We start from the raw sequence: 24,630 nt of genomic DNA on the forward strand, positions 1-24,630 counted from the left end.
ACGACAATTTCAACACCCCCTCTGACATCGTCGGCGCGTCGATTCGGGCGTCACGCTCGGACTGAGCATGTGCTGTTCGGGATCTGTCAGCCATCGCTGTCCCCTGGCGAATCCCATCGTTGGTTGCGGACTTGGCCACGGACTTCCATCAGTCCGATCCGGCGGGTTTCCATGCGTCGAAGAGCCGCGGAGTTCACGAGTGTGCGGTCGCCGAGGCTGGTGACGCCGCCACGGTCAAAATCCCAGACCACCAGATCATTGCCATCGGTGGAGTTGAAGCCGGATCCATGTTGGTGTGCAGTGCTTTTCAGATGTTGTTCAAGTGTCCAGGTGGCGCGATGTTCGCGTAGCGCGGTCATAGTCGTGGAGTAGCGGCGGGATTTGCTGGTGATGTGGCCCCGGTAACCCAGGGTGTGCAGCCACCGGCCGATACCGACCAGTCCCCTATCGGCGAGCTGGCTGATGGTGGTCAGGATCGCCCGGACGTGATCTGACACATCCAGGTCGGCGATGGCCTCGGTGGAGATGCGCCGCGCGCTGATCCCGACTTCAGCCAGGGATTTGGTGACATATTTCGCGAGGTACCGAGCTACGCTGCGGGCCGGCAGCACCCGGCCGTGTGCTGAATCCTCCTGCACAGCATGGCTATCCGTGCCAGCGTGCCGGTTCTCGATGGGTTGGGTGTCGACTTGTGTGTCGAACCTGATCACCCGTGTCGCGGTATCTGAGGATGAATCGGTGACCGTCACGGCCACGGTTCGAGCGGCCTGTTGGATGATGGTGGCCATTTGGGTCTGCTGCACGAATAGGTGGCACCTGAGATGGCTTGCCCAGCGTGGGCAGGCTGGAAGGATGTCACCATGGCACGGCCCTATCCCCGCGAGTTCCGCGACGACGTGGTGCGCGTGGCCCGCAACCGCGACGACGGTGTGACGCTTGAGCAGATCGCCGCCGATTTCGGGGTGCATCCGATCACGTTGTCGAAGTGGCTGCGCCAGGCCGATGTGGACGATGGCTCCAAGCCCGGCAGGACCACCACCGATTCGGTAGAGCTACGAGAGGCGCGTCGGCGGATCAAGCTGCTCGAGCAGGAGAACGAGGTACTACGCCGGGCCGCGGCGTATCTGTCGCAGTCCAACCTGCCGGGAAAAGGCTCTACCCGCTCGTGAAAGAGCTCGCCGCCAACGGGATTCCCGTGGCGGTGACGTGCCGGGTCCTCAAGCTCGCCCGCCAGCCCTATTACCGCTGGCTGGCTGATCCGGTCACCGACGCCGAATACGTTGCGGCGCATCGGGCCAACGCCTTATTCGACGCCCACCACGATGACCCGGAGTTCGGCTACCGTTTCCTGGTCGAAGAGGCCCGAGATGCCGGCCAACCGATGGCCGAGCGCACCGCGTGGCGGATCTGCGCCGACAACGGCTGGTGGAGTGCGTTCGGCAAGCGCAGGCGGGGCAAGAACGGAAAGGTCGGGCCGCCAGTACACGATGATCTGGTCGGCCGAGACTTCACCGCTGAGGCACCAAATCAATTGTGGCTGGCGGATATTACTGAACATCGCACCGCCGAAGGCAAACTCTACCTGTGTGCGATCAAGGACGTGTTCTCCAACCGCATTGTCGGCTACAGCATCGACTCGCGAATGAAATCACGACTGGCCACCCAAGCCCTGGCCAGCGCCATAGCCCGTCGCGGTGACGTCGCCGGCTGCGTGGTCCACAGCGACCGCGGCAGTCAATTTCGCAGCCGACGATTCGTCCACGCCCTGGGCCGCTGCGACATGGTCGGTTCCATGGGCCGCGTCGGCGCGGCCGGCGACAACGCCGCCATGGAGAGCTTCTTCAGCCTGTTGCAGAAGAACGTTTTGGACCGCCGCCGCTGGGACACCCGAGAACAGCTCCGCATCGCCATCGTCACCTGGATCGAACGCACCTACCACCGGCGACGGCGACAACTCGCTCTCGGCCGGTTGACCCCCGTCGAGTTCGAAGCAATCATGACCACACCGGCCAATCAGGCCGCGTGACCGAAACTGTCACCTATCGGTGCAGCAGACCCCTCGGCCCAGGCGGATAGAAATGCTTTAGCAACTTGTTACTAACTCAACTCTGACCAGTCACCACCGCACCCGTTCGACGAGTGTCGACGCGGACTTTCGACGCTGAAATTCACGAAATCCAAGGCCCGACAGTCCGCTGCTCGCGTTGTTCATCGGCCCTTGCCTCATGCGCAAACCGATCAGATCGCTCTGCTATCGCTGCACAGCGATGCGATTTCAGACGTCTATGGAGGCACGATCAGGCTCGTAGGACTCGGCGAAATACAGCACGCGCGGGGCCAGGGGCGTTGTCGGCGGGGCCAAACGACGGCGGGTGAAGCCGGGGCCGGTCTGCAGGAAGTACATGCCCTGTCTGCCCTCAAACCGCGCGATCAGCTCTCGTACCGTCGCAGCATCGTTGGCAACGGTAGGGTACAACACCTTATCTAGCTCTTCCTGCAGCGGACCCATGAGCGGCTGGACAGCCTGGATCATGTCCAGCACGCTCGGATCGTCATCCAACTCCTGAAGTTCGCGAGGCTTCAGCCACGGCTTGTTTCGGTTCTCACGACCGATGAATTCCAGCATGAACCCTCGGTCCAGGTTGATCGTGACCTCGGGCTCAGCGTGCATACTCACGTGGAAGCTCCACTTGAACGCGTTGATATCGCCATGCTGCAGGGCATCACGCAGGGCCTCCAACCAACGGTAGCCAAACGAAGTCCTCTTCAGGTCATCGAACAACGCCTTGACTTCAGCCACCTGTTCACGACCCAATCCATGTGTTTGCCGCACGCTGCGGATCGTCTGGTACTCATGGATCTGCAACGCAGCGGTGAACGAGATTAAGGCCGAGCGAATCCTGCGCCGACGCTCGTCCATGGCGTCCTGATCCCCTAGCGACACACGTTGGCTCTGAAGGTCGCGCATCACAGCGGTCAGTACGTCCAACAATCGGTCGCTTTCATCGGAGATGTGTTGCAGTAGTTCACTGTCGACCATGCGCCGAATCCGTTCGTGCGCATCTACGTAACGCTGGTGCTCATCTTCCGTGAAAGAACACAGCTTTGTGAAGACGGGAGCGTCGGAGACCGCGGGGTCGCGATACAGCAGAACCGCACCGTAAGGATCAGCCTCAGCTTCGGCGTCGTCGGCGTCCATCTCTGCGTTCCTAGACTCGTGGTACTGCAGGGATTCACTTACGACCGCACGAACTGACGCATTGCGGTTACTGATTTCGTCGGCCGAAGGCAGGCCCTCTGCCAGCCACTGCCGCGCCTCGTCGAGAATACTTGCCAAGCCATCTCGCACAAGCCGCTCAACGTCACTGCGCGTCAGGCGGTCCCGAACATCAGGCGTGTCAGCCCAGTCCGTGGACACCTTGGTCATCACTCTGGTCAGTACGGCGAACGACTCCGTAATAACCAGCACAGCCGGAGTTGTCGGCGGAGGGCTATCTGTCATGGCGACGTTCTTCCAAGCGTCACAGGCGCTTTCGCAGAAGTCGCTTGGCGACTCACCTTCCAAGTCTTCTAGCGCTCGGCTGAACGCCTCCAGCCGGCCGATCCACTCTCGCAGCCGCTCTATGTCTTCCTGCTCATCGTTCTCCATGTTCGTTCCTTTCCCTATATGGTCACGGCAGTTGTGGCCCCCTTCTGTTGGGTAGCCGAACAGGATCGCACATAGGTCCCCTGGAGTCGCGTAGCGCCACGCGGCGAGCCGCGCAGCGTTGAGTCGTCTCTTCCCTGCAGGGAACCTGCGGCGTCGTACCGTGCCGAGGCAGTTCGCGTCGGCGAGGTCGAGCTGCATCCGCCGGACCCGATACGACTCCTCGGTCACCTCGTGAGCGCAGCGGTCATCGATCTCGGCCGCGATGTATGCGCTGCGGGACCGTGACCGCAGTGTCTTCCCGCGTGGACTCCGGGAATGACGCTGTCAGGACACCAGCGGAAGTGCAGCTTCAATGATCGCCTTGCCGAGGTCCGAGCCGGCCGTGGTGGCGATCGAGGTGGCTAGCGAAGTCATCGCTTTCGTGGCCAACTCCTTGAACCGGCCTGGCTTCGACGCCTCCGGATCCGACGCTGCACGGATTTCCAACGCCAACTGCTCCGCGTCCGTCCGGACCCGGTCGTCGGTAATGGCCGGCAGCGCCCGCTCGATGGCGTCGACGAGGGCCTGGGCCTGCTCGACCTTCTGCTGGACGTTCACGGTCTGCGTGACATTGTTGCTCTCGAACGCGACGGCGACGCCGCTGCTGCCCTCAATGTGGAGGTAGGGGCTGTTCACCTCGATGACGCCGGGAAGGTCGCGCACCGACCTGCCGGACGCGGCGTACTTCTCGCCATAGGGAGTCAGGTGCGGTCGGACAACGACCCCCTGCATAGTGCCGATTCCGTCGACATAGCCTTCGTCCTTAAGCCACTCGAGCGCCGCGTTCAACTCCACGCGGGTGACCTCGGCGTCGGGCCAGGAAGTCGCGGCCATGAAGGGCGCGGGCAGGGCCTCAGCGATGGCGGCCCCGTCGACCCGCAGACCGTACAGCCACGCCAGCACGCCGTCCCGCAAATTCCACAGGCGCTCGGCTTTGTTCATGGCCGGTTCCTCCTCAAGCTCGGTCATGCCAGCGTAGGACGGGGGTCCGACATCCGCCCGCGCCGGTACGCCCGATCAAAAGGAGTCGCCCGCGTGCGCCATATGGCAGTCGGGACACACCTGCGGTCCCCGGACTTGCCCACGCCTGCCTTCGACGGGGCGCCCGCGGCGTACGAGCACTGCTTTGATTCCACCTTGAGGAGGTGCGCGGACTGAAATCGACTGAGCATCAGACGATATGGCACCGCCGCCGGCACAGGCAGCGTCCAACGCTCACGGTCAAGGCGGGAAACCCAAATCGTCGCGAACACGACCGAGCAGATCCTGCGCCAAAGCTGCGAAGCTGGGCGCTGTGGTGGGATTGCCGCCGTCGACTGCTCTGGCAGCCTGCGGCAGGGCCGAATACGCTGACGTGCCTTCTTTTTCGAGAAAACCCAATGCGCGGATGCTGACATCTCGTGCGTGCGAGTCAGCGATATGCAGGCGAAAACCGACAGTCAGGTCATCGGTGTCGACAGCTTGAAGCAGGCGCAGCATATCCAACGCGTCTTTCTGCTTGACCCGCTTGCCCTCGGCCTTAACGTCGTTGAGCCGTTCCTCGAATTTGATTATCTTGGCGACCAAGAGTGCGGCCGGTCCTGCGACATTGACCTGGACACAGCGATGATCGTCGGGGTCTAGTGCGTACAGGGTGTGCGGGTCGTTGTCGACGAGGGCGGGTTCCAGACCGGCTGTGGGTCTGGCGGCCCATTTTTCGTGCCCGACCAGCCGCGCTGAGCGTGCATCTTTGGCCGTGCGGCCGGACTGAAACGGCGCAACCATAATGTCGACTGCCACTTCGCCGCGGCCCGTCCATCGACCAGGGTTTGCGCCCTGGTTGAAGCCCGCAGCGGCCATGGCCGCTGTGATCTCAGGGCTAGTTTTCAGCGACTCCGCATTGAGGGCCAGGTCGCCGTCGGTGGTCATCGGTGGTTCAACAAAGTGGCCAGCACCAGTGTGTAGATACACGGCTTGGGCGCCGACGACGATGATCGACGGCAGGTGCCCATCGAGCGCATCAAGGGCGTCGAGCAGTACGGCTCGCGCCGCGACATACTCTGGTGCGTAAACGAACTCATTCTCTCCAGGCATCGTCGGTCCTTGCCAATACGTCGATGAGCTGCTCGGCCTCTTGGGCGAGGCGCCCTTTGGGAAGGGTCAGCAGGTCCGCGAGCACCTGCGAGATAGGTGCGACCCGCAATCCCGTCGCGGTGATGTCCGCACTGCTGAGCAATGTGCGATCTCGCGGGGTCGTGATCATGACGTTACTGGTGGCACGGTCGCTACGGACGAGCCCGAAATTGCTGGCGGTACTGGTGATGTCGTCGACGTAGAGAGTGAGCACAGTCAGAGGAACAACTGAGGTGATCTCCGTGGGAAGGTACTCGCGGGCAGCAGCCGAGCCGGTGGCGATTATGTCATCGCGCCCCCGGATTCGGTCGAGGGTGCGTGCGACACCCCGTGGCGCAATGTAGTCCAGGACAACACCATTGCCGTTGGTGAAGCTGTAGTCGGTAACCCAGCGATCGAGGAGGGTGCGTTTCCGTACGCGGGTGATGGTGCCGTCCTCGGATCGCTCGATCGCTCCGGCATCGACCAGAGTTGGCATCATTTTGGAGACCGCTGCGGCGCTGCTCGACGACAGATCCGCAAGTTCGCGAATCCCCCACGGTGGTTGTCGATCGAGGAGGGTGCGAATGGTACGCGCTGTGGCGGGGCCGGTGAGGCGGACGGTTGCCGTCGACTCTCGGGGCCGCGGCGGTTTGGACGCACCCTCTAGGCGGATCAGCACCGGCGGATCGGAGGAGGTCAGGCTGACCCAGCCGGTGGTGTCCAGGTAGCTGATGTTGGCCTCGTCCAGTTCACGCCGGAGCGGCGGGCTGACGTACTCGCTGACGTACAGCAGAGGAGCGTCGCTGAAGGCGGCGGCCATGGTGCGCAACTGCCTTGTGATGTCCTGCACCGGGCGGCGATTCGTCGACAGTTTCACTTCGGCCATGAAGTCGACGGCGGCGCCCTCGTCGGTGGTCAACGTCATCCGGAAATCGACGGCGCGGTCCGGTTCGATGGCGGTCTCAACACGCCAGGATGGCGGCAGTCGCGAGCGCAGCGTCTCGACCGCTGCGTTACACAGATGCGTTTCTCGAATTGGCGCGTTTCGCATCATGAGAAACATAGTACTTTACGAAACAGACCAGGAAAACAGGGGGAACGACCACCGAGCCTAGGTTTCCTGGGGACGGACGCCGAGGACACCTACGCGGCCGAGACGCCCGACCTTGCCGGCGCAGCCGCAGTCATCACCAGCCGCAAGAAAGCTGCTGGTCAACAAGTCAGGTCAAAGACCTCAACCCGTGTCGCAGGCGGCCAAGTCCCCCCTCGGACACATTTGTGATGAGTCGCGTCACAGCTGACAGATGAGTCGCGTCATGGGTTACAGATTCCCCGGCCAGCGGCCGGGGTTTTTGTATTGGTTGCGCCAGTAGTTTGTGTCGGGCTCGATGTGGTGGCTGCCCACCTGGGCGAAATCGCCTCAGCCATAGCCCTTTTGGCCGGTTGTCAAAGCAGCCGCGGAATCCACTTCCCCGTCAGGGGTGGATTCACCGCCGTGCGGCGGAGACTGAGGGTTCGCCCCGGTTCTTTGCAGTTCGCCGTCGTATATTGCGCGATTCGCGAGTACGTCGTCCATGTGCATCTCAGCCCAGGACTTGAGGCCGCGCAACGTTTGACGCAGCGAGAGACCCAGCTCGGTCAGCTCGTAGGAGACGGTGACGGGCACCGTCGGCATTGCCGTCCGGGTGACCAGACCATCACGCTCCAGGGAGCGCAGCGTTTGTGTGAGCATCTTGTGGCTGACGCCGGCCATCAGACGGGACAATTCCGAGTAGCGCATCGACCGGGTCTGTCCACCACAGCGCTCGCCACGCTGAGGAGAACCGTCGGCGCCCAACGCCGCCAAGATGAGCGTGACCCACTTGCCAGAGATACGGTCGAGCAGCTTGTGACTGGGACATGCCGCCAGGAAGGCGTCGTATTGGGCCTTGCGCTCTGCCTTCTTTTGGGCGGCCGTCATGGTTGCCATCCAACCCGCTCCCTTCACCTGCGGTGCCTAAAGCACTTTGAAGTGCCTACTACCTATTCGGAAGTTGCCTATCAATAGTGATGTAAGCACCTTTTCGATACCAACGACCAGCTGAGTATGAAAGGCAGAAGTTTGAACGCGTTGCCTACGTCACTTCCCGGCGGTACCTGGACCCTGGGCGGGCTGACCGTCTCCCGATTCGGCTACGGCGCCATGCAGCTTGCCGGTCCCGGGGTCATGGGCCCGCCTACCGACCACAAAGGCGCACTCGCCGTCCTTCGCGACGTTGTCGACCACGGGATTACCCATATCGACACCTCCAACGCCTACGGACCACGCATCACCAACCAGCTGATCCATGAAGCGCTGCACCCTTACCCCGAATCGCTGCACATCGTGACCAAGGTCGGCGCGATCCGCGACCACCAGGGCGGTTGGATCCCGGCCCGACGGCCCGATGAGCTGCGCCGATCCGTCCACGAGAACCTCGACACCCTCGGCCTCGAGACGCTCGACGTGGTGAACCTTCGGCTGGGTAACGCGTTGGGACCCCAGCCCGGCTCACTCGCCGAGCCATTTGAAGCGCTCGTCGAACTCCAGCAGCAAGGGCTGATCCGGCACCTCGGCGTGAGCAATGCGACGACCGAACAGGTCACTGAGGCACAGGCAATCGCGCCAATCGTGTGCGTACAGAACGCCTACAACCTCGCCTATCGCCAAGACGACGATCTGATCGACAAGCTCGCCAAAAGCGGCATTGCCTACGTGCCCTTCTTCCCCCTCGGCGGCTACAGTCCTCTGCAGTCCGCGCAGCTCTCATCCGTCGCCGCCCGGTTACACGCGACGCCCATTTCGGTCGCCCTCGCATGGCTGCTGAGACGATCGCTGAACATCCTGCTGATCGCCGGCACCTCTTCGACGGCGCACCTGCGCGAAAACGTCTGCGGCGCAGGACTCTCGCTGTCCAACGAGGATCTCGCCGAGCTAGATGAGATCGGGCGGGGCGCCGAACAAATCGACCGAACGCGGCGGTGAGGGGCCAGCTGACTGCTCTAATCGCAGCGCTGCCCGGCGCGCTGCGCATCGAGCCCGCGCTAACGGCATCGTCGCTCAGGAGTCAGCGATGCGGACAAACAACGCAGCGGCGCGGGCGATTATTGCCCGCTCTTCGGCACTGAGGGCCTGCAGTTGTCCGTCGAGCCAGGCGTTGCGCTGCGCGCGGGCAGCGCCGGCAACCTTGTGCCCTTCAGCGGTGGCGCTGAACAGTACTTTGCGGCCATCGCGCGGGTCGGGACTACGCACGGCATAACCGGCTGACGTCAGACGATTCACCGTCTGGCTCATGGATGCAGGCGATACCCGGTCGTTTTCGCTGAGTTCGGTGAGGGTCTGCGGGCCACGCTTGTGGATGCTGGTGAGTACGGCGAGCGCCGCGTCTCCGAGCCCGCCTTCGGGGCGCTCACTGCGGAAGCGACGGTAAAGGCGGCCGACCGCAGACCGTACTTGACCGCCCAGGTCAGCATCCACGGCTTCGGCGTCCCGTCGTTCGATTGCCTTGTTCGCCACAGTTCATTATTTTAACTAAAGAAGATAATTCTTATACCTAAAGGAATGGGTTACGGTCTGTGCTGGCAAATCCGATCGGCATCGCACTGCGTCACCGCCGCGCAGGCGAGCACACCCTGGCCTGGGCGCGGCCCGATCTAGAAGCGCCAGAGAACTTCACCGTGACCAGCCCTGCTTTTGAACACAGGGCGGCGCTACCAGAAAAGACACCGCGGCAAGCTGTTCGGTGCCAACATCTCACCCGCCCTGAGCTGGACGCCGCCGCCGGCGGGCACTGTTGAGCTCGTCTTGCTCGTGCAAGACGCCGACGCTCCTGGCCGCCGCCCGGCCACCCACGCGCTCACCCTGGGCATCAACCCTTCGCTCAGCGGGCTGCCAGACAACGCCCTGACCGACCCCAGCCCGATTCCGGGAATCCGGCACGGGAAAGGTGCGCTCGGCCGGTGTGGCTGGGCCGGGCCCTTGCCAGTCCGATCCCACGGTCCGCACACCTACGCGTTCCAACTCTTCGCCCTGGCCCACCCCTGCGGGCTACCCGCCAAGTGCGCCGTTGACGAGGTTCTTGATGCCATCTCGGGTCGCGTAATCGGCCGCGCCCGACTCGACGGGATTTACGAACGCCGTTAGCAGACAACCGAACTCAAGGAGTGCACATGACGTCCAGCAGACACGACGGCGATGCCTGGGATCTGGCATCCAGCGTCGGCACGACTGCCACCATGGTCGCGGCGGCACGGGCGATAGCAACCCGAGCGGAACAACCGATCATCAACGACCCGTTCGCCGAACCACTCGTCCGCGCGGTGGGTATTGGCCTGCTCACCCGCTTGGCGAGCGGCGACATCACCGCGAGCGACTTGAACAGCGCAGTGCCGGGATCTTCCACTCTCGCCGACAACCTTGACCAGGTACTGATAGACGCAGCCGCCGTGCGCACCAAGTTCCACGACGACTATTTCCTCGACGCCACCACAGCCGGCATCAAGCAAGTCGTGATCCTGGCTTCAGGCCTCGATTCTCGCGCGTACCGACTGCCCTGGCCAACCGGGACCGTGATTTATGAAGTCGACCAGCCAGAAGTCATCGACTTCAAAACCCGCACCTTGACCGATCTCGGTGCCCCGCCCACCGCCGAACGGCGAGCAGTCTCAGTCGACCTCCGCGATGACTGGCCCGCCGCGCTGCGCTCCGCAGGGTTCGACCCTGCACAGAAGACGGCATGGAGCGCCGAGGGTCTACTCGGCTATCTGCCGCCAGAAGCCCAAGACCGCCTGCTTGACACCATTACCGAACTCAGCTCATCGGGAAGCCGGCTGGCTACAGAGAGCACCCCAAACCCGTGGCCAGGCCGCGACGAGAAAACCAGGCAGCACCTGCACGAGCTGTCCCGGCGTTGGAGCACACACGGTTTCGATCCGCAGATGTCAGGCCTGGCATATCTTGGTGAGCGCAACGAGGCAGCTCCTTACCTCATCAAACGCGGTTGGACACTGAGTGGAAGCAGCATTGCAGACCTGCTCGCGATCCATGGATTTCCACCGATCGAGAACGACGACGTACGGTTCGGCGACACACTCTTCGTTCACGGCATGCTCACCAAAACCCGATAAACCCAGTAAACAAAAGTGGTGAGTGGGTGACAACCTGATCTGACCTCACCTATCCGTGGAGCAGCCCCGTGACTGCCGGCGACCTCATGGACCGACTGTCACGATTCGAGCCCCCGCAGCCGGCGGTCACGGTCAGCGCGCACTCGCCCGTAGTAAGAACCAGCAACCGCGGTGACTACCGACACCCCTTGCCTGGCAAGGCATCTCAGCGATAGCAGGATGTTTTCGTTTTCACAGTAGAGGTCTCAGCTTCGAGCGCAACCAGATCGGCACGACCACCAGCACGGCCTGCGAGTCAACGACAGCGACCGTGCCTATCCAATCCATACCTCCTACTAAAGCCCGATCGGCCAGACCGCCGAACCCCGAGGCACACATAACACCGAACTCTGCCTGGGCATAGGGCCTGTCGCTGACCGGGCCCGACGGTCCCCGGAAGCAATAGACATCTGAGCTAAGGATCCGGCGACACGACTCCAGTCGGCCGTTGCCTCGGCGCAGATGCGGATCGTCATCACGCGCCGCGACGACGCCGCTCGATCACGAGGGTGGCTACTCCACGATCAGAGGTTTGTCCTTGCGCAGTGCCGCGAGGGTCTTGCGGTCCAGGTTGAGCGTCGCACCGACCACTTCCGCAGGTGTCAGGCCCAGCCACTGGTTAAGAGAGACGTCGGAGAAGTGATCGCTCTTGAAGAGCTCGAGCATGCGGGCGGGTTCGTCCCCCAGATTCTCGAAGTAGTGGCCCATCGCGCGTGGGACATATCCGACGTCCCCGGCGCGGTAGTCGAACGTCCTTGCGGTGCCGCTGGATCCGAACACTGTCATACGGACGTGCCCGGAGATCCAATACTGCCATTCGTCGTTGTTGGGGTGCCAGTGCATCTCCCGCATCGCGCCCGGCTGTAGTTCGACGTAGGCCGCCGCAATCGTGGAGGCGGCGGGGAAGTTCGTCGAATCGACTACTCGTACCGTTCCGCCGCGAAGTTCGACGGGATCCTGCGCGAGCAGCCGGTGGCTCATCCGTTCGGCGGCACCCGCGGGTGAGCGGGCCGCTTCGATGTCGGCGACCAAGGCGCCGGGAACCTCTCCGGGGAAAATGTAGCGGGTGTGCTCGATGTCCGTAGGCAAGTTATCGAACGCCGACTCGGCCACTCCAAAATTCTTGGCCAGTACGTGCTTCGGGGTGTGGGTGAACCAGTCGCTCACCAGGAATGTCTCGTTCTCCGAAAAGCTGCCGTTGTCGAAGACGAGCAGGAACTCACAATCCTCCAGGGCCTGGATCGAGTGCGGAAATCCCGCCTTGAAGTTCCACAGGTCGCCGGGCCCGATGTCGTCAACGAAGTTGCGGCCCTGCGGGTCGATCGCGGCGATTCGCGCCGATCCGGCCAGCATGAACGCCCATTCCGCTTCGCGATGCCAGTGCAGTTCTCGGTACGCTCCGCGCTTCAATCGCATATTTACGCCGGCCAACGTGGTCGCCACCGGAAGTTCGCGAACCGTGACCTCACGCGCCCAGCCACCGTCGAGCAAGCGGTTATGAGCCGCCCCGAACGAAAACTTCAGGTTCGGCAAGCTGCCCGAATCTGTCGGCGGCGCGCCAGGGTTCTGTCGGCCGATCGGCTCATTGTCGGGTCCTAAGACGGTGGCACCGCGGTCACCGCGGATCGTCGGTGCTGCATCCGCGGAATCGTTCGTCATCACGATCTCCCTTTCTAGGCGCGCAGGCACGACGAGGTGCCGAGGCAGAATATAGGCGGGGATCACGTTCTGCGTTCGAAAAACTTCCGTCGCTCATCAACAATTCGCCCGTCGGTGGGTGCAGCAGCGCCGCACCTCCGACCCGTTGCGCCAGTCGCCGCCATGTCGGGTCCATCGCGGGAGCCGACGGAGCGCGTTGAGCGAGACGAGCAGTGGATGCTCCGCGCGGCATCACACGTGGTGAACTAATCACGTTCCAGCACAACGCTTTTTATTCAAATCCGGCGCTTCGCCATGCGCGCTCTCGGCCGGGCTCTCGACCGCCCGTACGCTAAGTGCAGGCCCGCAGCCGGGAGTGCAAACCCATGAATCCACCCAGCCGCTTTCTCCGACGCAGCGTGATGCGAACTTTCGTCGACCGTCACGAGGCCGGTCGAGTGCTGGCCCAGGAACTCAAGTCCTACCGCGGCAAGGACAACCTGATGGTGCTCGGGCTGGCGCGCGGCGGCGTTCCCGTGGCCTGGGAGATCGCCTCGGCGCTGCGGGCCCCGGTGGACGTGTTTCTGGTGCGCAAGCTGGGGGTGCCGCGCTGGTCCGAGCTCGCGATGGGTGCGCTGGCCAGCGGCGGCGGGGTGGTCATCAACGACAGCGTGGTGTCCAGGCTGCACATCACCGACGAGCAGGTGCGGGACGTGATCGACAGCGAGACGGCCGAACTCGCCCGCCGCGACCAGGCCTATCGGGGCGGACGGCCTGCTGCGAACGCCGTGGGAAAGATCGTGATCCTGGTTGACGACGGCATCGCCACCGGCGCCAGCATGCTCGCCGCCGTGCGGGCGGTGCGGGCCGGCGGGCCGCAGTCGATCGTCGTCACGGTCCCGGTCGGGCCGCCGCCGGTCTGCCAGGCACTCGCGCGGGTCGCCGACGATGTGGTGTGCGTGACCACGCCACCCGGATTCGAGGCGGTCGGGCAGGTCTACGGCGACTTCCACCAGGTCAGCGACGACGAGGTGGGCAAGCTGCTCGGCACGCCGACGAACTGAGCGGGCGGGCGCCGGCCTATTTGGCGGGTTTGTCGTCGGCGGATACGGACGATTGCTCGGTCGCGTCGCTGCCGTCGCCCGCCTCCGACTCACCGATCGCGGCGGATTGTTCGGCCTCGTCCGAGACCTCTTCGGGGTAGTCGTAGGCCTCCGCGTCGGCCGCTTCGGCGGCGTCGACGCCCGCATCGCGCCGCTGCCGCTCGCGCAACGCGTCGATGATGAGCAGCACGACGCCCAGCACACTGGCGCCGATGCACACCCAGGCCACCAGCTCGTTGCTGGTGACAACCGCGAACACCAGGGCAACGAGCCCGATGAGAGCCAGTACCAGCGCAATGATCAGCATCGGTCATCCTCCAGCCGACGGGCGGGCCTGCCAGGTCCAGTGCAGGCTTCCGGTGCCGGCCTCGCAGTGACGAGTTCCGGGCACCACACCGAGGCTAGTTACTGCCCCGGTTGAATTGTTCGAACCCCCCCGCATCGGCGCTGGAGTCGACGGGTGCCGCCGACCCGCGCTGGCCGAGCTCCTCGAGCTGCGATTCGAGGTACGTCTTGAGCCGGGTCCGGTATTCGCGTTCGAACGTCCGCAGCTGCTCGAGACGGCCTTCCAGGACCGTGCGCTGCTGATTGATGGTGCCCATGATCTCGGAGTGCTTGCGCTCGGCGTCGGCCTGCAGGGCGTCGGCCTTCTCTTGCGCCTGGCGCAGCTGCGTCTCGGAGCGGCTTTGCGCGTCGGCCAGCATTGCGTCGGCACGCTGCCGCGCCTCGATGACCGCGCTTTCGGCGGTGTTGCGGGCCTCGGCGAGAATCTGGTCTGCGTTCGCGCGCGCGTCGGACAGCAACTTCTCGGACTCGGCCTGGGCGGTGCTGGTCAGGCGGTCGGCGGTGTCTTGCGCCAGGCTCAGCACCCGGGCGGCCTTGATGGCCTGGTCCTCGTTGATGGGCGCCGCCACCGGGGCGGCCTTGACCGGCTCGGGCTCGGGTTCGAAGACAGGAGCAACGGGGGCGGGCTGAGCAGCGGCGGGGGCGGCAGCGGCGCCGCCACCGGCGGCCAGCTCGCGGTCGAGTTCCTCGATCCGCTGGCGCAGATCCGAGTTCTCTTCGATGAGCCGCGTCAGCTCGTTCTCGACGAGGTCAAGGAATGCGTCAACCTCGTCTTCGTTGTATCCGCGCTTGCCGATAGGCGGCTTACTGAACGCCACATTGTGGACGTCGGCTGGTGTAAGCGGCATTGTTCGTCCCCTCAAGTTCCTGTCAAACGTTCTGGAAAGTGTAGAACGGAGTAGCAGCCCTTGTGCAACTGCCGCCCATCCTGTCACACCAGACTCGGCGGTCGCCGATTAGGCCAATAAATAAGAACCAATTTCAAACACTAAGAGCAATAAAATCCGATTCCTTAGAAAATGGAAATCGCCAGCATCGAACCGAAGCCAAACCGTGGCCGAACTGTCGCCCGGGCTCTTCCGCTGCGGCCCGCTCACTCATGCCGCGGCGCCGAACGCCAGCTGCATACCGATGAATGCGACCAACAGGAGCACCATGATGGACAGGTCGAAGCGGACCGCCCCGATGGTGAGCTGCGGGATCAACCGCCGCAGCAGTTTCACGGGCGGATCGGTAATCGACATGATGATTTCCAAGATCACCACGGTGATGCCGGTCGGATGCCAATCACGGCTGAACGAGCGGATGAACTCGACGACCACCCGAGCGATGAGCAGCAGCCAGAAGATGAACAGCGCAAATCCAAGGATCTGGAAGAAGAGCACCAACGAAAGTCCCGACCTTACGATGAGATGGTCATTCGACGCGCGCGAGCGCGGCAACAGCCAGCGTACCGACTCGCTAGCCAATCAGACATCTCACCTGCGCCGGACGGCGCAGCTCCAAGGCCACGACCCCGCCGGGCCCGCGGGCCGGGCTCGCTACTGGTAAGCGTAGAAGCCGGTTTCGGCGATCCGGCGACGCTCCTCCGGCGATACGTCGACGTCGGCGGGCGACAGCAGGAACACCTTGGTCGCGACCTTGTCGAACGAGCCGCGCAGGGCGAAGGCCAGGCCGGCGGCGAAGTCGACCAACCGCTTGGCGTCGGCGTTATCCATCGACACCAGGTCCATGATGACCGGGGTTCCGTCGCGGAATCGCTCGCCGATGGTGCGGGCTTCGCTGTAGTCCTTGGGCCGCAACGTGGTGATCTTCGACAGCGGGTGGCCCTCCTCGAACATCATCGCCATCCGGCGCGGGTCCATGGCCAGCGCGCCACGGGTGCCGCCGCCGCGGAGGAACGAGCCAAGGCGCGGCCTGCTCATTTCGGGCCGGTCGAAGTCGCGGCCGCGGAACGGGGGCTCGTCGGCGTAGCCGCCGCGGTAGCCGGCCGGCGCATAGTCGGGCTCGCCGCGCGGGTCGTCGTAGTCCCGTCCGTCGTAGCGGCCATCCAGACGGCCATCCAGACGGCCATAGCCGTCGTCGAACCGGGGCCGCGGGAAACCCCGGGAGGGCGCGCGGTCGTCGTAGTACTCGTCTTCGTAGTCGTCCATCGGGGCCATACCGAAGTACGCCTTGACCTTGTGCAGTGTGCTCATCGCGTTAGACCCTTCTAGCCCCTGGGATTATTGATGTCTGTGATGAAGGTGTGACTACAGTGACTACTCACGGTGACGGTAGCTGTCGAGGGCCCAACAGCGCGGTACCGACACGCACACACGTCGAACCGTGTTTTACGGCGATTTCGAGATCGTTCGACATCCCGGCGGACAAACCGAGCGCATTCGGATGTGACTCGAGCACCCGGCGGTGCTCGGTTTGCAGCCGCTCGAACGCCGCCTCCGGATCGCCGCCCAGCGGCGGAATACCCATCAGTCCGATCAGCTCGAGACTGTCCGCCGCGTCGACCTGCGCGCACACCTCGTCGACGGCGCCGGGGACGGTCATGTCGACGCCGCCGCGGGACACGTCGCCGTCCAGACTGATCTGGACGTAGACCCGCAGGCGGTCCTTCCGCAAGCCGTCGGCCAGCGCCGCGGCTATCGCCCGGTCGAGGGCGGTGACCAGCGGCGAGCTGTCGACCGAGTGCGCCGTATGCGCCCAGCGGGCCAGTGATTTGGCCTTTTTTCGCTGAATCCGGCCGACCATGTGCCAGTGCACTTCCCGGGAATCCGGCCGCCCGGAAGCGGCGGAAGCCGCAACCAACCGCGTGAGTTCGGCCACCTTTGCCGAAGCTTCTTGTTCGCGGGATTCGCCCACTGATCGGCAACCCAATCGAGACAAAATCGCGACATCGGTTACCGGAAAGAATTTCGTAATTGGGAGAAGTTCAATTTCGCCGACATTGCGGCCCGCGCGCTGCGCGGCCAATGCAAGTCGTGAACGAACCGCCGCCAACGCGTGCGTCAATTCCGATTCGCGATTTCCTTGCGCGTCCGGAGCCGGCACGTCCCCCGCCATGACAGTCATTCCATCCACACCAACGACGCCAGCCGCCCGGTTGGCGCACCCCGGCGATGACTGAACAAGGCAGCGTCAGCCACCGTGCACCGCGGATCGATGTCGATCGAGGTGACACCCAAATCCTTTAGCTGGCAGGCGATTCCGGCCCGAAGGTCGAGACCGGGCGTTCCTTTGGCGGTGGTGGTGCGGCTGCCCGGCAGGGCCGTCTCGACCTCGTCGGCCATGGCGGCGGGCACCTCGTAATTGCAGCCGCTGACCGCCGGCCCGAGCAATGCCGAGATGTCGCCGGTACGCGCACCGAGCTTCTCCATCGCCTCGACGGCGCGGGGGACAACTCCCTTCGCCGCCCCGACGCGGCCGGCGTGAATTGCCGCGGCCACACCGGCGCGGGCGTCGGCCAATAAGACCGGGACGCAATCGGCGGTCACCACCGCCAATGCCAGTCGCGGCGTGCGCGTGACCAACGCGTCGGTGTCGTCGATGACGGCGTTCGGCGGCTCGTCGACCAGGACGACCCGATCGCCGTGCACCTGGTTCATCCACACCACCCGGTCGGCACCCAGGCCGACGGCCGCGGCGAGCCGGGCGCGGTTGGCGGTCACCGCCGCCGGATCGTCGCCCACGTGGTCGCCGAGGTTGAAGGTGTCGAACGGCGGCTTGGATACGCCGCCCGCACGGGTGGTGGTCACGCGCCGGATACGAACGCTCACCTCACCAGTATCCGGCGCGCGCCGAATGCTCAAGGGCTCAGCGGCGCATGAAGGGCGGCACATCGACGTCGTCGTCATCTCCGCCGATACTCAGCGTCGCGCCGTTGGTGTGCACCGGAACACTGACGGCGTCGACCGGTTCGAACAGCGTCGACGTGAGCTTTCCGGCCTTGGCCGACTCGATCCGGTGCGCGCCGCCGGCCTTCTCCACGCCGGCGGCACCTCCGACGCCTACGACGGGCTTGCGGCCGGCGCCGGCAGCGTCGAAGCCCGCCGCGATGACGGTGACGCGCACCTCGTCGCCCAGCGAGTCGTCGATGACGGTTCCGAAGATGATGTTGGCGTCCTGATGGGCCGCGTCCTGCACCAGCGAGGCCGCCTCGTTGATCTCGAACAGACCCAGGTCACTGCCACCGGCGATCGACATCAGCACGCCGTGGGCACCTTCCATCGACGCTTCCAGCAGCGGCGAGTTGATCGCGATCTCGGCGGCCTTGAGCGAACGGCCTTCGCCGCGGGCCGAACCGATACCCATCAGCGCCGTACCCGCGCCGGACATGATGCCCTTGACGTCGGCAAAGTCGACGTTGATCAGGCCGGGCGTGGTGATCAGGTCGGTGATGCCCTGCACGCCGTTGAGCAGCACCTCGTCGGCGCTGCGGAACGCGTCCATCAGCGATACCGCGGCGTCGCCCATCTGCAGCAGCCGGTCGTTGGGAATCACGATCAGGGTGTCGCAACTCTCCCGCAGCGCGGCGATGCCGGTCTCGGCCTGGTTGCCGCGCCGCTTGCCCTCGAAGGAGAACGGCCGAGTGACCACGCCGACGGTCAGCGCGCCCAGCTTGCGCGCGATGCTGGCGACGACGGGCGCGCCGCCGGTCCCGGTTCCACCGCCCTCCCCGGCGGTGACGAACACCATGTCCGCCCCGCGCAGCAGCTCTTCGATCTCGTCCTTGGCGTCCTCGGCGGCCTTGCGCCCGACCTCCGGGTCGGCGCCGGCGCCCAATCCCCGGGTGGACTCCCGGCCCACGTCCAGCTTGACGTCGGCATCGCTCATCAACAGCGCCTGAGCGTCGGTGTTGATCGCGATGAACTCCACGCCCTTGAGGCCCTGTTCGATCATCCGGTTGACGGCGTTGACGCCGCCGCCGCCGATACCTACGACCTTGATGACGGCCAGGTAGTTATGCGGGGGGGTCATCATTCGTCTTCCTCCCTGGTGGCTCTGGTTCTCCCCGATGGGGTTCTCGCGTACTCCGTGGCGGCTTACCCGGCAAACCCTCAACCTCAACCATAGAGTTAGAGTTATGTCAAGTACTTCCGCGCAACCAGAACGGTATGGGCATGGCGCGCGCTAACCCCGCAGGCGCGCCGACGCGCGGCGCGCAAATTTTTCGGCCCCGCGTCAGGGCCGCTACTTGACCGTGGGCAGATCCGGACTGGAGACGTCGTAGGTCTTGCCCGGTTGGGTCAGCAGCGCGGCCAGCTTCTCGGCCTTTTCCTCGGTGCGGTCCGTGGTCCCCCAGATCACCACTCGACCGTCGCCGAGCGTGAGCGTGATAGACGCGACCGACGGTGCCGCGACCCGGCCCACCTGACCGGCGACCTCGGGACGGAGCGCCAGGAGCACCTGGAGGGCGGCCTTGGTGGTCGGGTCGGTCGGTCCGGGATCGGCGACGTCGAGGTAGGGCAGCGCGGGCGGCGGCGGCCCGGTCGCGAAATCGACGCCGTCGCGGTCGAACAGATGCGGACCGTCCGCAAAGTCCTTGACCGCCACCGGCACTCGTTCCACGATCGTGATCCGCAGCGCCGACGGGTATTGCCGCTGGACGCGGGCGCTGGCTACCCGCCGGATCGCGGCCACCCGGTCGGCGACCTGGTTGGTGTTGATCTGCAGCAGCGGGGTCCCGATGCGCACCTGCGCGGCGTCGAGAACCTCCTCGCGGGTCACCGTTCCCGTGCCGGTGACGACGATGTTGCGCGCCGACATCGCGGGCGTGAAATAGAGGGCCAGCGCGAGCCCCACCCCGACGATGACCAGCAACACCGTCGCGAGCAGCATCTTGAGGCCGCGAACCACGCCTCGCGCAACAGGTTTGGGCTCGTTGGCGAGGCGCCCGCTGGCTCGGCGTTTGGCCTCTCGGCGGGCTTCCTCGATGGCGGTGGCGCGAGCCTGCGCGGCGCGGCGCTCTGCCCGCTCGCGCCGGGCCCGACGGCGCGGGCCCTCGAAATCGTCCTCGCCGGCCTGGGTTTCGGCGTCCTGCGGTTGGCCCTTGTCGACCAGAATCGGTTCGGTGATGGCGGCCTCGGCCTCGGGTGCGGGCGACTCGGCGGCCGTGGCGTCCGGCGGCTCGGTCATGGCGACTCCCCCGGCCGGCCGGGAGCGCTGCGATTGGCCCGCATCCGCAGCGCGGACACGATCTCGGGGCCCAGCATGGTCACGTCGCCGGCACCCATCGTGACGATGACGTCGCCGGGTCCGGCCGCGGCGGCCACCTGCTCGGCCGCCGCCGAGAAGTCCGGCAGGTAACGAGCGGGCACGCTGACGTGCGCGGCGACGCTCGCCCCGCTGACGCCGGCCAGTGGTTGTTCGCGAGCGCCGTAGACGTCGAGGACGAACACCTCGTCGGCAGCGCTCAGCGCCTTGCCGAAGTCGGCAGCGAAAGCCTTTGTCCGCGAATACAAATGGGGCTGGAACACCACCAGTGCGCGACCCTCGCCGTGTTGCTCGAGCAGCCCGCGGACCGCCCCCAGCGTCACACTGATCTCGGTCGGGTGGTGGGCATAGTCGTCGAACACCCGCACCGACCCCGGGCCGACCACTGCGGTGCCGACGAACTCGAACCGGCGGCGCACACCCTCGAAGCCGGCCAGGCCGTCGAGCACCTCGTCGACGGGCGCGCCGACCTCGGTCGCCGCCAGCAGCGCGCCCAAGGCGTTGAGCGCCATATGCCGCCCGGGGACCGCCAGCCGCATCGCCCGCACGGGTATCCGATCTCGTTCCGAGGCGAGCTGGATGTGTGCGACCGCCTCGGTGCCGTGCTGCTCCCAGGACAGCAACGTGCCGGCGAGCTCGCCGTACGATGCGCCTGCAGAGCCGCCCTGCGATCCGTACCGCAGCACCCGGATTCCCAGCTCGGCACTGCGCCGGGCCAGTTCGGCCGCACCCGGATCGTCGATGCACGCCACCAGGACGCCGCCCGGGGCAAGACGCTCGACGAAGGAATCGAACACCCCGACGTAGGCGTCGGCGCTGCCGTAGAAGTCCAGGTGGTCGAGCTCGATGTTGGTGACCACCGCGACGTCGGGCGCGTACTCCAGCAGCGAGCCGTCGCTCTCGTCGGCCTCGGCAACGAAGCAGTCCCCGCTGCCGTGGTGCGCGTTGGTACCGGCCTCGCCGAGGTCGCCGCCCACGGCGAACGACGGGTCGCGGCCGCAGTGCTGCAGCGCGACGATCAGCATCGACGTCGTCGTCGTCTTCCCGTGGGTACCGGTCACCATCAGGGCGGTGCGCCCGGCCATCAGCTTGGCCAGCACGGTCGGTCGCAGCACCACCGGTATGCCGCGGCGCCGGGCCTCGACGAGCTCGGGGTTGGTCTTCGGGATGGCCGCGTGCGTGGTGATCACCGCCGTCGCGCCGCCGGGCAGCAGATCCAGGGACGAGGCGTCGTGCCCGATGCGGATCAGCGCGCCCCGCGCCCGCAGCGCGTGCACGCCGCGCGACTCCTTGGCGTCCGAACCCGACACCATGCCGCCGCGATCGAGCAGGATGCGGGCGATGCCCGACATCCCGGCTCCCCCGATGCCCACCATGTGCACCCGCTGCAATTCGGGCGGCAATTGCTCGGCGGTCACGGCGTTTTCCCGGTCCTCTTGGCAGACCCGGGCCCCCCACGCCCCCCATCACGCGCTCGTCGCGCAATGTCCAGCGCCGCCTCGGCGACCTGGCGCGCTGCCTCCGGATGCCCCACCTGCGCGGCGGCCGCGGTCATCACCGCCAGCCGCGGCGGGTCGGTGAGCAGGCCGCAGACCTCCCGCGCCACCAGCTCCGGCGTCAGATCGCCGTCGGCGACGACCATGCCACCCCCGGCGTTGACCACCGGCAGCGCGTTCAGCCGCTGCTCGCCGTTTCCGATCGGCAGCGGCACATAGATCGCCGGGAGGCCCACGGCCGACACCTCGGCGACGGTCATCGCGCCGGACCGGCAGATCGCCAGGTCGGCGGCGGCGTAGGCCAGGTCCATCCGGTCCAGGTAGGGCACCGCCACGTACGGTGGATCGCCGGGGCCGGGCGTGCGCAGCTCGAGAGTGTTCTTGGGCCCGTGCGCGTGCAAGACGGCCACGCCGGCGGCGGCCAGGTCGGCGGCGGCCGCGGCCACCGCCCGGTTGAGCGACACCGCACCCTGGGAACCGCCGAACACCAGCAGCACCCGGGCGTCGTCGGCGAAGCCGAAGTGGCTGCGCGCCTCGGCCCGCAGGCTCGCGCGGTCCAGGGAGGTGATGGCGGCGCGCACCGGGATGCCGACCACCTCGGCGCCGCGCAGCCCGGAATCGGGCACGGCCGACAGAATCCGGTCGGCGCTGCGCGCGCCGACCCGGTTGGCGATGCCGGCACGAGCATTTGCCTCGTGGATCAGCACGGGGACACGGCGCCGGACCCCGGGGAAGCCGCGGGCGGCCAGGTAGGCGGGCAGGGCCACGTATCCCCCGAATCCGACGACCACGTCGGCGTCGACGGCGTCGAGCACCGCGCGCGTCTCGCGGACGGCCCGCCAGACCCGCGGTGGCAGCCGGGCCAGGTCGCCGCTGGGCTTGCGGGGCAGCGGCACCGGCGTGATCAGCTCGAGGTCGTACCCGCGTTCAGGCACCAGCCGGGTTTCCAGTCCGCGCGCGGTGCCCAGCGCGGTGATCCGGACGCCGGGGTCCAGTGCGGAGAGCGCATCGGCAACGGCCATCGCCGGCTCAACGTGGCCAGCGGTGCCGCCGCCGGCCAATACCACTGACAGGCCGGAACGGACCGATGATGCGGCACCGGCGGGCGAGGGACTCGCCCCCTGCCCGCCGGTCGGCTCCCTGACCATGTTGTTCACCCGTAACGCTGACCTTCCAATGCGCGAGAGCGCCGTACTTGACGCCGACCGGCTGCCACATCGGCATGGCGCCGGCGAGATCCATGATGCCCTGAGTGGGTGGCCTGGCGGGCACCCGTTCGGGGGAAAGCCGGCCGCATCGGCGGATCGGCGTTGCGCCTCGACGTTTTGGCAGACGGTATGGCGGCCTTGCGCGCAGGCGGCTGAGGGGCCTTGCGGCCCTTGCCCTGGGCGGGCGACCGGGTCGGCTGCGCGCTGCTGCGCTTGCGGTCGCGGAACGCCTCGATGCGCGGCGGCGTGTACGGCTCGGGCGGCGGCAACCGCAGCAGCCGATTCATCTTGTCATCACGCCCGGCCCGCAGCGCGGCAACCGCGTCAGGCTCGTGCCGAGCCGCGTTCGCCATCAGGCCTATCATGAAAAGCGTTGCCGCCGTTGATGTTCCACCAGCCGAGATGAGAGGTAACTGCAGGCCGGTCACCGGCAGCACGCCGATCACGTAACCGATGTTGATGAACGCCTGACCCAGCACCCACATCGTCGTGGTGGCGGTCAGCAAACGCAAGAACGGGTCGGCCGAGCGGCGTGCGATCCGCATGCCCGTATAGGCGAACAACCCGAACAGCCCCAGCAGGGCGAACGCGCCGACGAAGCCGAGTTCCTCGCCGATGATCGCGAAGATGAAGTCGTTGTGCGCGTTGGGCAGGTAGTTCCATTTCGCGACGCCCTGGCCCAGGCCGTCCCCGAAGACCCCGCCGTGCGCCAGTGCGAACTTTGCCTGCCGAGCCTGATAGCCGGTGTCCATCGGGTCGTTCTCCGGATCCAGCCAGGAGCGCACCCGGTCCGACCGGTAACCGGCAGACATCGCCAAGACCGCGCCGGCCATGAACACCGCCAGCAGCGAGGTGCCGAAGACGCGCAGCGGCAACCCGGCGTACCACAGCAACGCCAGCAGGATGATGCCCAGCGACACCGTCTGCCCCAGGTCGGGCTGGGCCACGATCAGCGCCAGCGCGATGATCGCGGCGGGCACCAACGGAACCAGCATCTCGCGCAGCGCGGCCCGTTCCAGGCGTCGGCTGGCCAGCAGGTGCGCACCCCAGATCGCGAACGCGATCTTGGCCAGCTCGGAGGGCTGCATCGAGAAGCCCGCGATGACGAACCACTTCCGCGAGCCGTTGGCCAGATGGCCGATGCCGGGAACCAGCACCAGCACCAGCAAGATGATGGTCACCACGTAGCCGGTGAAAGCCACTCGCCGCAGGAACCGCACCGACATCCGCATCGCGACGTAGGCCGCCACCAGGCCGATGACCGTCCAGAGCACCTGCTTGCCGAAGATCACCCACGCCGAACCGTCTGCGCCGTAGGACCGCACACCCGACGCCGACAGCACCATGATCAGGCCGAGCGTCGTCAGCAGCGTCGCGACGGCGATGATCAGGTGAAACGAGGTCATGGGCCGACCCAGCCAGGTGCCGACGCGGGCCCGAGCGTTGCTGAACTGCGCCGTGGCGGGCGCTTTCGCCGGGGCCGTCGCCGACGTGTCGTGGACGCCGGAGTCGTCCGGCGTCGCGATGGCATCCGTCGTGGCCTCGGTATCGGCCTCCGAATAGGCGGCGCGCTGCTCGGCTGAAGCGTCCGCGCCCGCATCGGCCGGCGCGGCGTCGACGGCCCTGTTGCCCCGGCGCATCAGCCGGGTCAGTTTCTTCGCCAC

General features: G+C 65.9%; 23 protein-coding genes and 1 pseudogene. 5 read left to right on the forward strand and 19 right to left on the reverse strand.

The features are described from left to right. Positions 1-86: 86 nt before the first annotated feature. Positions 87-968 carry a replication initiator gene (locus MSG_RS14980; RefSeq protein WP_308737796.1) on the reverse strand — a complete coding sequence of 294 codons (882 nt, stop codon included), beginning with the start codon at positions 966-968 and terminating at the stop codon, positions 87-89. On the opposite strand from MSG_RS14980, the gene MSG_RS14985 reads away from it, so the two are divergent. Further along, positions 861-2,026 (forward strand): IS3 family transposase gene (locus MSG_RS14985; protein ID WP_096440799.1). Its coding sequence is split into 2 segments (ribosomal slippage): positions 861-1,145 and positions 1,148-2,026, totalling 1,164 coding nucleotides; the frame shifts between segments, so codons are not numbered across the junction. The two genes, MSG_RS14980 and MSG_RS14985, sit on opposite strands and share 108 nt — an antisense overlap. 249 nt (positions 2,027-2,275) lie before the next feature. Here the strand turns inward: MSG_RS14985 and MSG_RS14990 are convergent. From MSG_RS14990 to MSG_RS15010, 5 genes and pseudogenes are all read right to left on the reverse strand, one after another. Continuing rightward, positions 2,276-3,649, reverse strand: coding sequence for a hypothetical protein (locus MSG_RS14990; protein WP_096444545.1), 1,374 nt, complete (start codon positions 3,647-3,649; stop codon positions 2,276-2,278). Positions 3,650-3,973: 324 nt separating this feature from the next. Then, a complete protein-coding gene (locus MSG_RS14995) occupies positions 3,974-4,657 on the reverse strand; it encodes a hypothetical protein (RefSeq protein ID WP_232011037.1) in 684 nt (227 codons plus the stop codon). Positions 4,658-4,909: 252 nt separating this feature from the next. Beyond that, on the reverse strand, positions 4,910-5,761 hold the full coding sequence (locus MSG_RS15000; RefSeq protein WP_096440801.1) for a hypothetical protein: 852 nt from the start codon (positions 5,759-5,761) through the stop codon (positions 4,910-4,912). Next, positions 5,745-6,836 carry a hypothetical protein gene (locus MSG_RS15005; protein WP_232011038.1) on the reverse strand — a complete coding sequence of 364 codons (1,092 nt, stop codon included), beginning with the start codon at positions 6,834-6,836 and terminating at the stop codon, positions 5,745-5,747. The genes MSG_RS15000 and MSG_RS15005 overlap by 17 nt, the downstream gene beginning before the upstream one ends. A gap of 486 nt (positions 6,837-7,322) precedes the next feature. Then, a pseudogene (locus tag MSG_RS15010) lies at positions 7,323-7,751 on the reverse strand (winged helix-turn-helix transcriptional regulator); the annotation flags it as partial. Between the two features lie 132 nt (positions 7,752-7,883). On the opposite strand from MSG_RS15010, the gene MSG_RS15015 reads away from it, so the two are divergent. Next, complete coding sequence (locus MSG_RS15015; protein ID WP_269458600.1) at positions 7,884-8,786, forward strand: aldo/keto reductase family oxidoreductase; 903 nt, start codon at positions 7,884-7,886, stop codon at positions 8,784-8,786. A gap of 75 nt (positions 8,787-8,861) precedes the next feature. On the opposite strand, the gene MSG_RS15020 is transcribed toward MSG_RS15015, so the two are convergent. Then, positions 8,862-9,317: a MarR family winged helix-turn-helix transcriptional regulator gene (locus MSG_RS15020; RefSeq protein WP_096440807.1), complete on the reverse strand. Its 456-nt coding sequence runs from the start codon at positions 9,315-9,317 to the stop codon at positions 8,862-8,864. Positions 9,318-9,494: 177 nt separating this feature from the next. Between MSG_RS15020 and MSG_RS15025 the strand changes: the two genes are divergently transcribed. Continuing rightward, positions 9,495-9,944 carry a YbhB/YbcL family Raf kinase inhibitor-like protein gene (locus tag MSG_RS15025; protein WP_162899234.1) on the forward strand — a complete coding sequence of 150 codons (450 nt, stop codon included), beginning with the start codon at positions 9,495-9,497 and terminating at the stop codon, positions 9,942-9,944. A 26-nt stretch (positions 9,945-9,970) separates the two neighbouring features. Continuing rightward, the gene (locus MSG_RS15030; RefSeq protein ID WP_096440811.1) at positions 9,971-10,927 is read left to right on the forward strand and encodes a class I SAM-dependent methyltransferase; all 957 of its coding nucleotides are present in this window, start codon (positions 9,971-9,973) and stop codon (positions 10,925-10,927) included. 552 nt (positions 10,928-11,479) lie between these two features. Here the strand turns inward: MSG_RS15030 and MSG_RS15035 are convergent. Further along, positions 11,480-12,625: a cupin domain-containing protein gene (locus tag MSG_RS15035; RefSeq protein ID WP_096444551.1), complete on the reverse strand. Its 1,146-nt coding sequence runs from the start codon at positions 12,623-12,625 to the stop codon at positions 11,480-11,482. A 365-nt stretch (positions 12,626-12,990) separates the two neighbouring features. On the opposite strand from MSG_RS15035, the gene MSG_RS15040 reads away from it, so the two are divergent. Next, positions 12,991-13,668: a phosphoribosyltransferase gene (locus tag MSG_RS15040; RefSeq protein WP_096440813.1), complete on the forward strand. Its 678-nt coding sequence runs from the start codon at positions 12,991-12,993 to the stop codon at positions 13,666-13,668. Positions 13,669-13,684: 16 nt separating this feature from the next. Here MSG_RS15040 and MSG_RS15045 read toward each other — a convergent pair whose 3' ends face one another. The 11 genes from MSG_RS15045 to ftsW form a co-directional block, all read right to left on the reverse strand. Beyond that, positions 13,685-14,014: a hypothetical protein gene (locus MSG_RS15045; RefSeq protein ID WP_096440815.1), complete on the reverse strand. Its 330-nt coding sequence runs from the start codon at positions 14,012-14,014 to the stop codon at positions 13,685-13,687. A 94-nt stretch (positions 14,015-14,108) separates the two neighbouring features. Beyond that, a complete protein-coding gene (gene wag31, locus MSG_RS15050; protein ID WP_096440816.1) occupies positions 14,109-14,900 on the reverse strand; it encodes a DivIVA-like cell division protein Wag31 in 792 nt (263 codons plus the stop codon). Between the two features lie 249 nt (positions 14,901-15,149). After that, on the reverse strand, positions 15,150-15,440 hold the full coding sequence (locus MSG_RS15055) for a YggT family protein (RefSeq protein ID WP_007170773.1): 291 nt from the start codon (positions 15,438-15,440) through the stop codon (positions 15,150-15,152). 153 nt (positions 15,441-15,593) lie between these two features. Beyond that, the gene (locus MSG_RS15060; RefSeq protein ID WP_096440818.1) at positions 15,594-16,250 is read right to left on the reverse strand and encodes a cell division protein SepF; all 657 of its coding nucleotides are present in this window, start codon (positions 16,248-16,250) and stop codon (positions 15,594-15,596) included. A 67-nt stretch (positions 16,251-16,317) separates the two neighbouring features. Then, positions 16,318-17,112, reverse strand: a complete 795-nt coding sequence (locus tag MSG_RS15065) for a YggS family pyridoxal phosphate enzyme (protein WP_096440820.1) — start codon at positions 17,110-17,112, stop codon at positions 16,318-16,320. Positions 17,113-17,117: 5 nt separating this feature from the next. After that, the gene (pgeF, locus tag MSG_RS15070; protein ID WP_181159169.1) at positions 17,118-17,825 is read right to left on the reverse strand and encodes a peptidoglycan editing factor PgeF; all 708 of its coding nucleotides are present in this window, start codon (positions 17,823-17,825) and stop codon (positions 17,118-17,120) included. A 37-nt stretch (positions 17,826-17,862) separates the two neighbouring features. Next, positions 17,863-19,026, reverse strand: coding sequence for a cell division protein FtsZ (gene ftsZ, locus MSG_RS15075; RefSeq protein WP_096444553.1), 1,164 nt, complete (start codon positions 19,024-19,026; stop codon positions 17,863-17,865). A gap of 213 nt (positions 19,027-19,239) precedes the next feature. Next, complete coding sequence (locus tag MSG_RS15080; protein ID WP_096440824.1) at positions 19,240-20,184, reverse strand: cell division protein FtsQ/DivIB; 945 nt, start codon at positions 20,182-20,184, stop codon at positions 19,240-19,242. Continuing rightward, complete coding sequence (murC, locus tag MSG_RS15085; protein ID WP_096440826.1) at positions 20,181-21,680, reverse strand: UDP-N-acetylmuramate--L-alanine ligase; 1,500 nt, start codon at positions 21,678-21,680, stop codon at positions 20,181-20,183. The genes MSG_RS15080 and murC overlap by 4 nt, the downstream gene beginning before the upstream one ends. After that, positions 21,677-22,906, reverse strand: coding sequence for an undecaprenyldiphospho-muramoylpentapeptide beta-N-acetylglucosaminyltransferase (gene murG, locus MSG_RS15090; RefSeq protein ID WP_373421148.1), 1,230 nt, complete (start codon positions 22,904-22,906; stop codon positions 21,677-21,679). Before murG ends, murC begins: the two co-directional genes overlap by 4 nt. A 5-nt stretch (positions 22,907-22,911) precedes the next feature. Continuing rightward, a complete protein-coding gene (gene ftsW, locus MSG_RS15095) occupies positions 22,912-24,606 on the reverse strand; it encodes a putative lipid II flippase FtsW (RefSeq protein WP_373421153.1) in 1,695 nt (564 codons plus the stop codon). Positions 24,607-24,630 lie beyond the last annotated feature (24 nt).

The sequence above is a fragment of the Mycobacterium shigaense genome (genome assembly GCF_002356315.1).
In the GTDB taxonomy this organism is placed as follows: domain Bacteria; phylum Actinomycetota; class Actinomycetes; order Mycobacteriales; family Mycobacteriaceae; genus Mycobacterium; species Mycobacterium shigaense.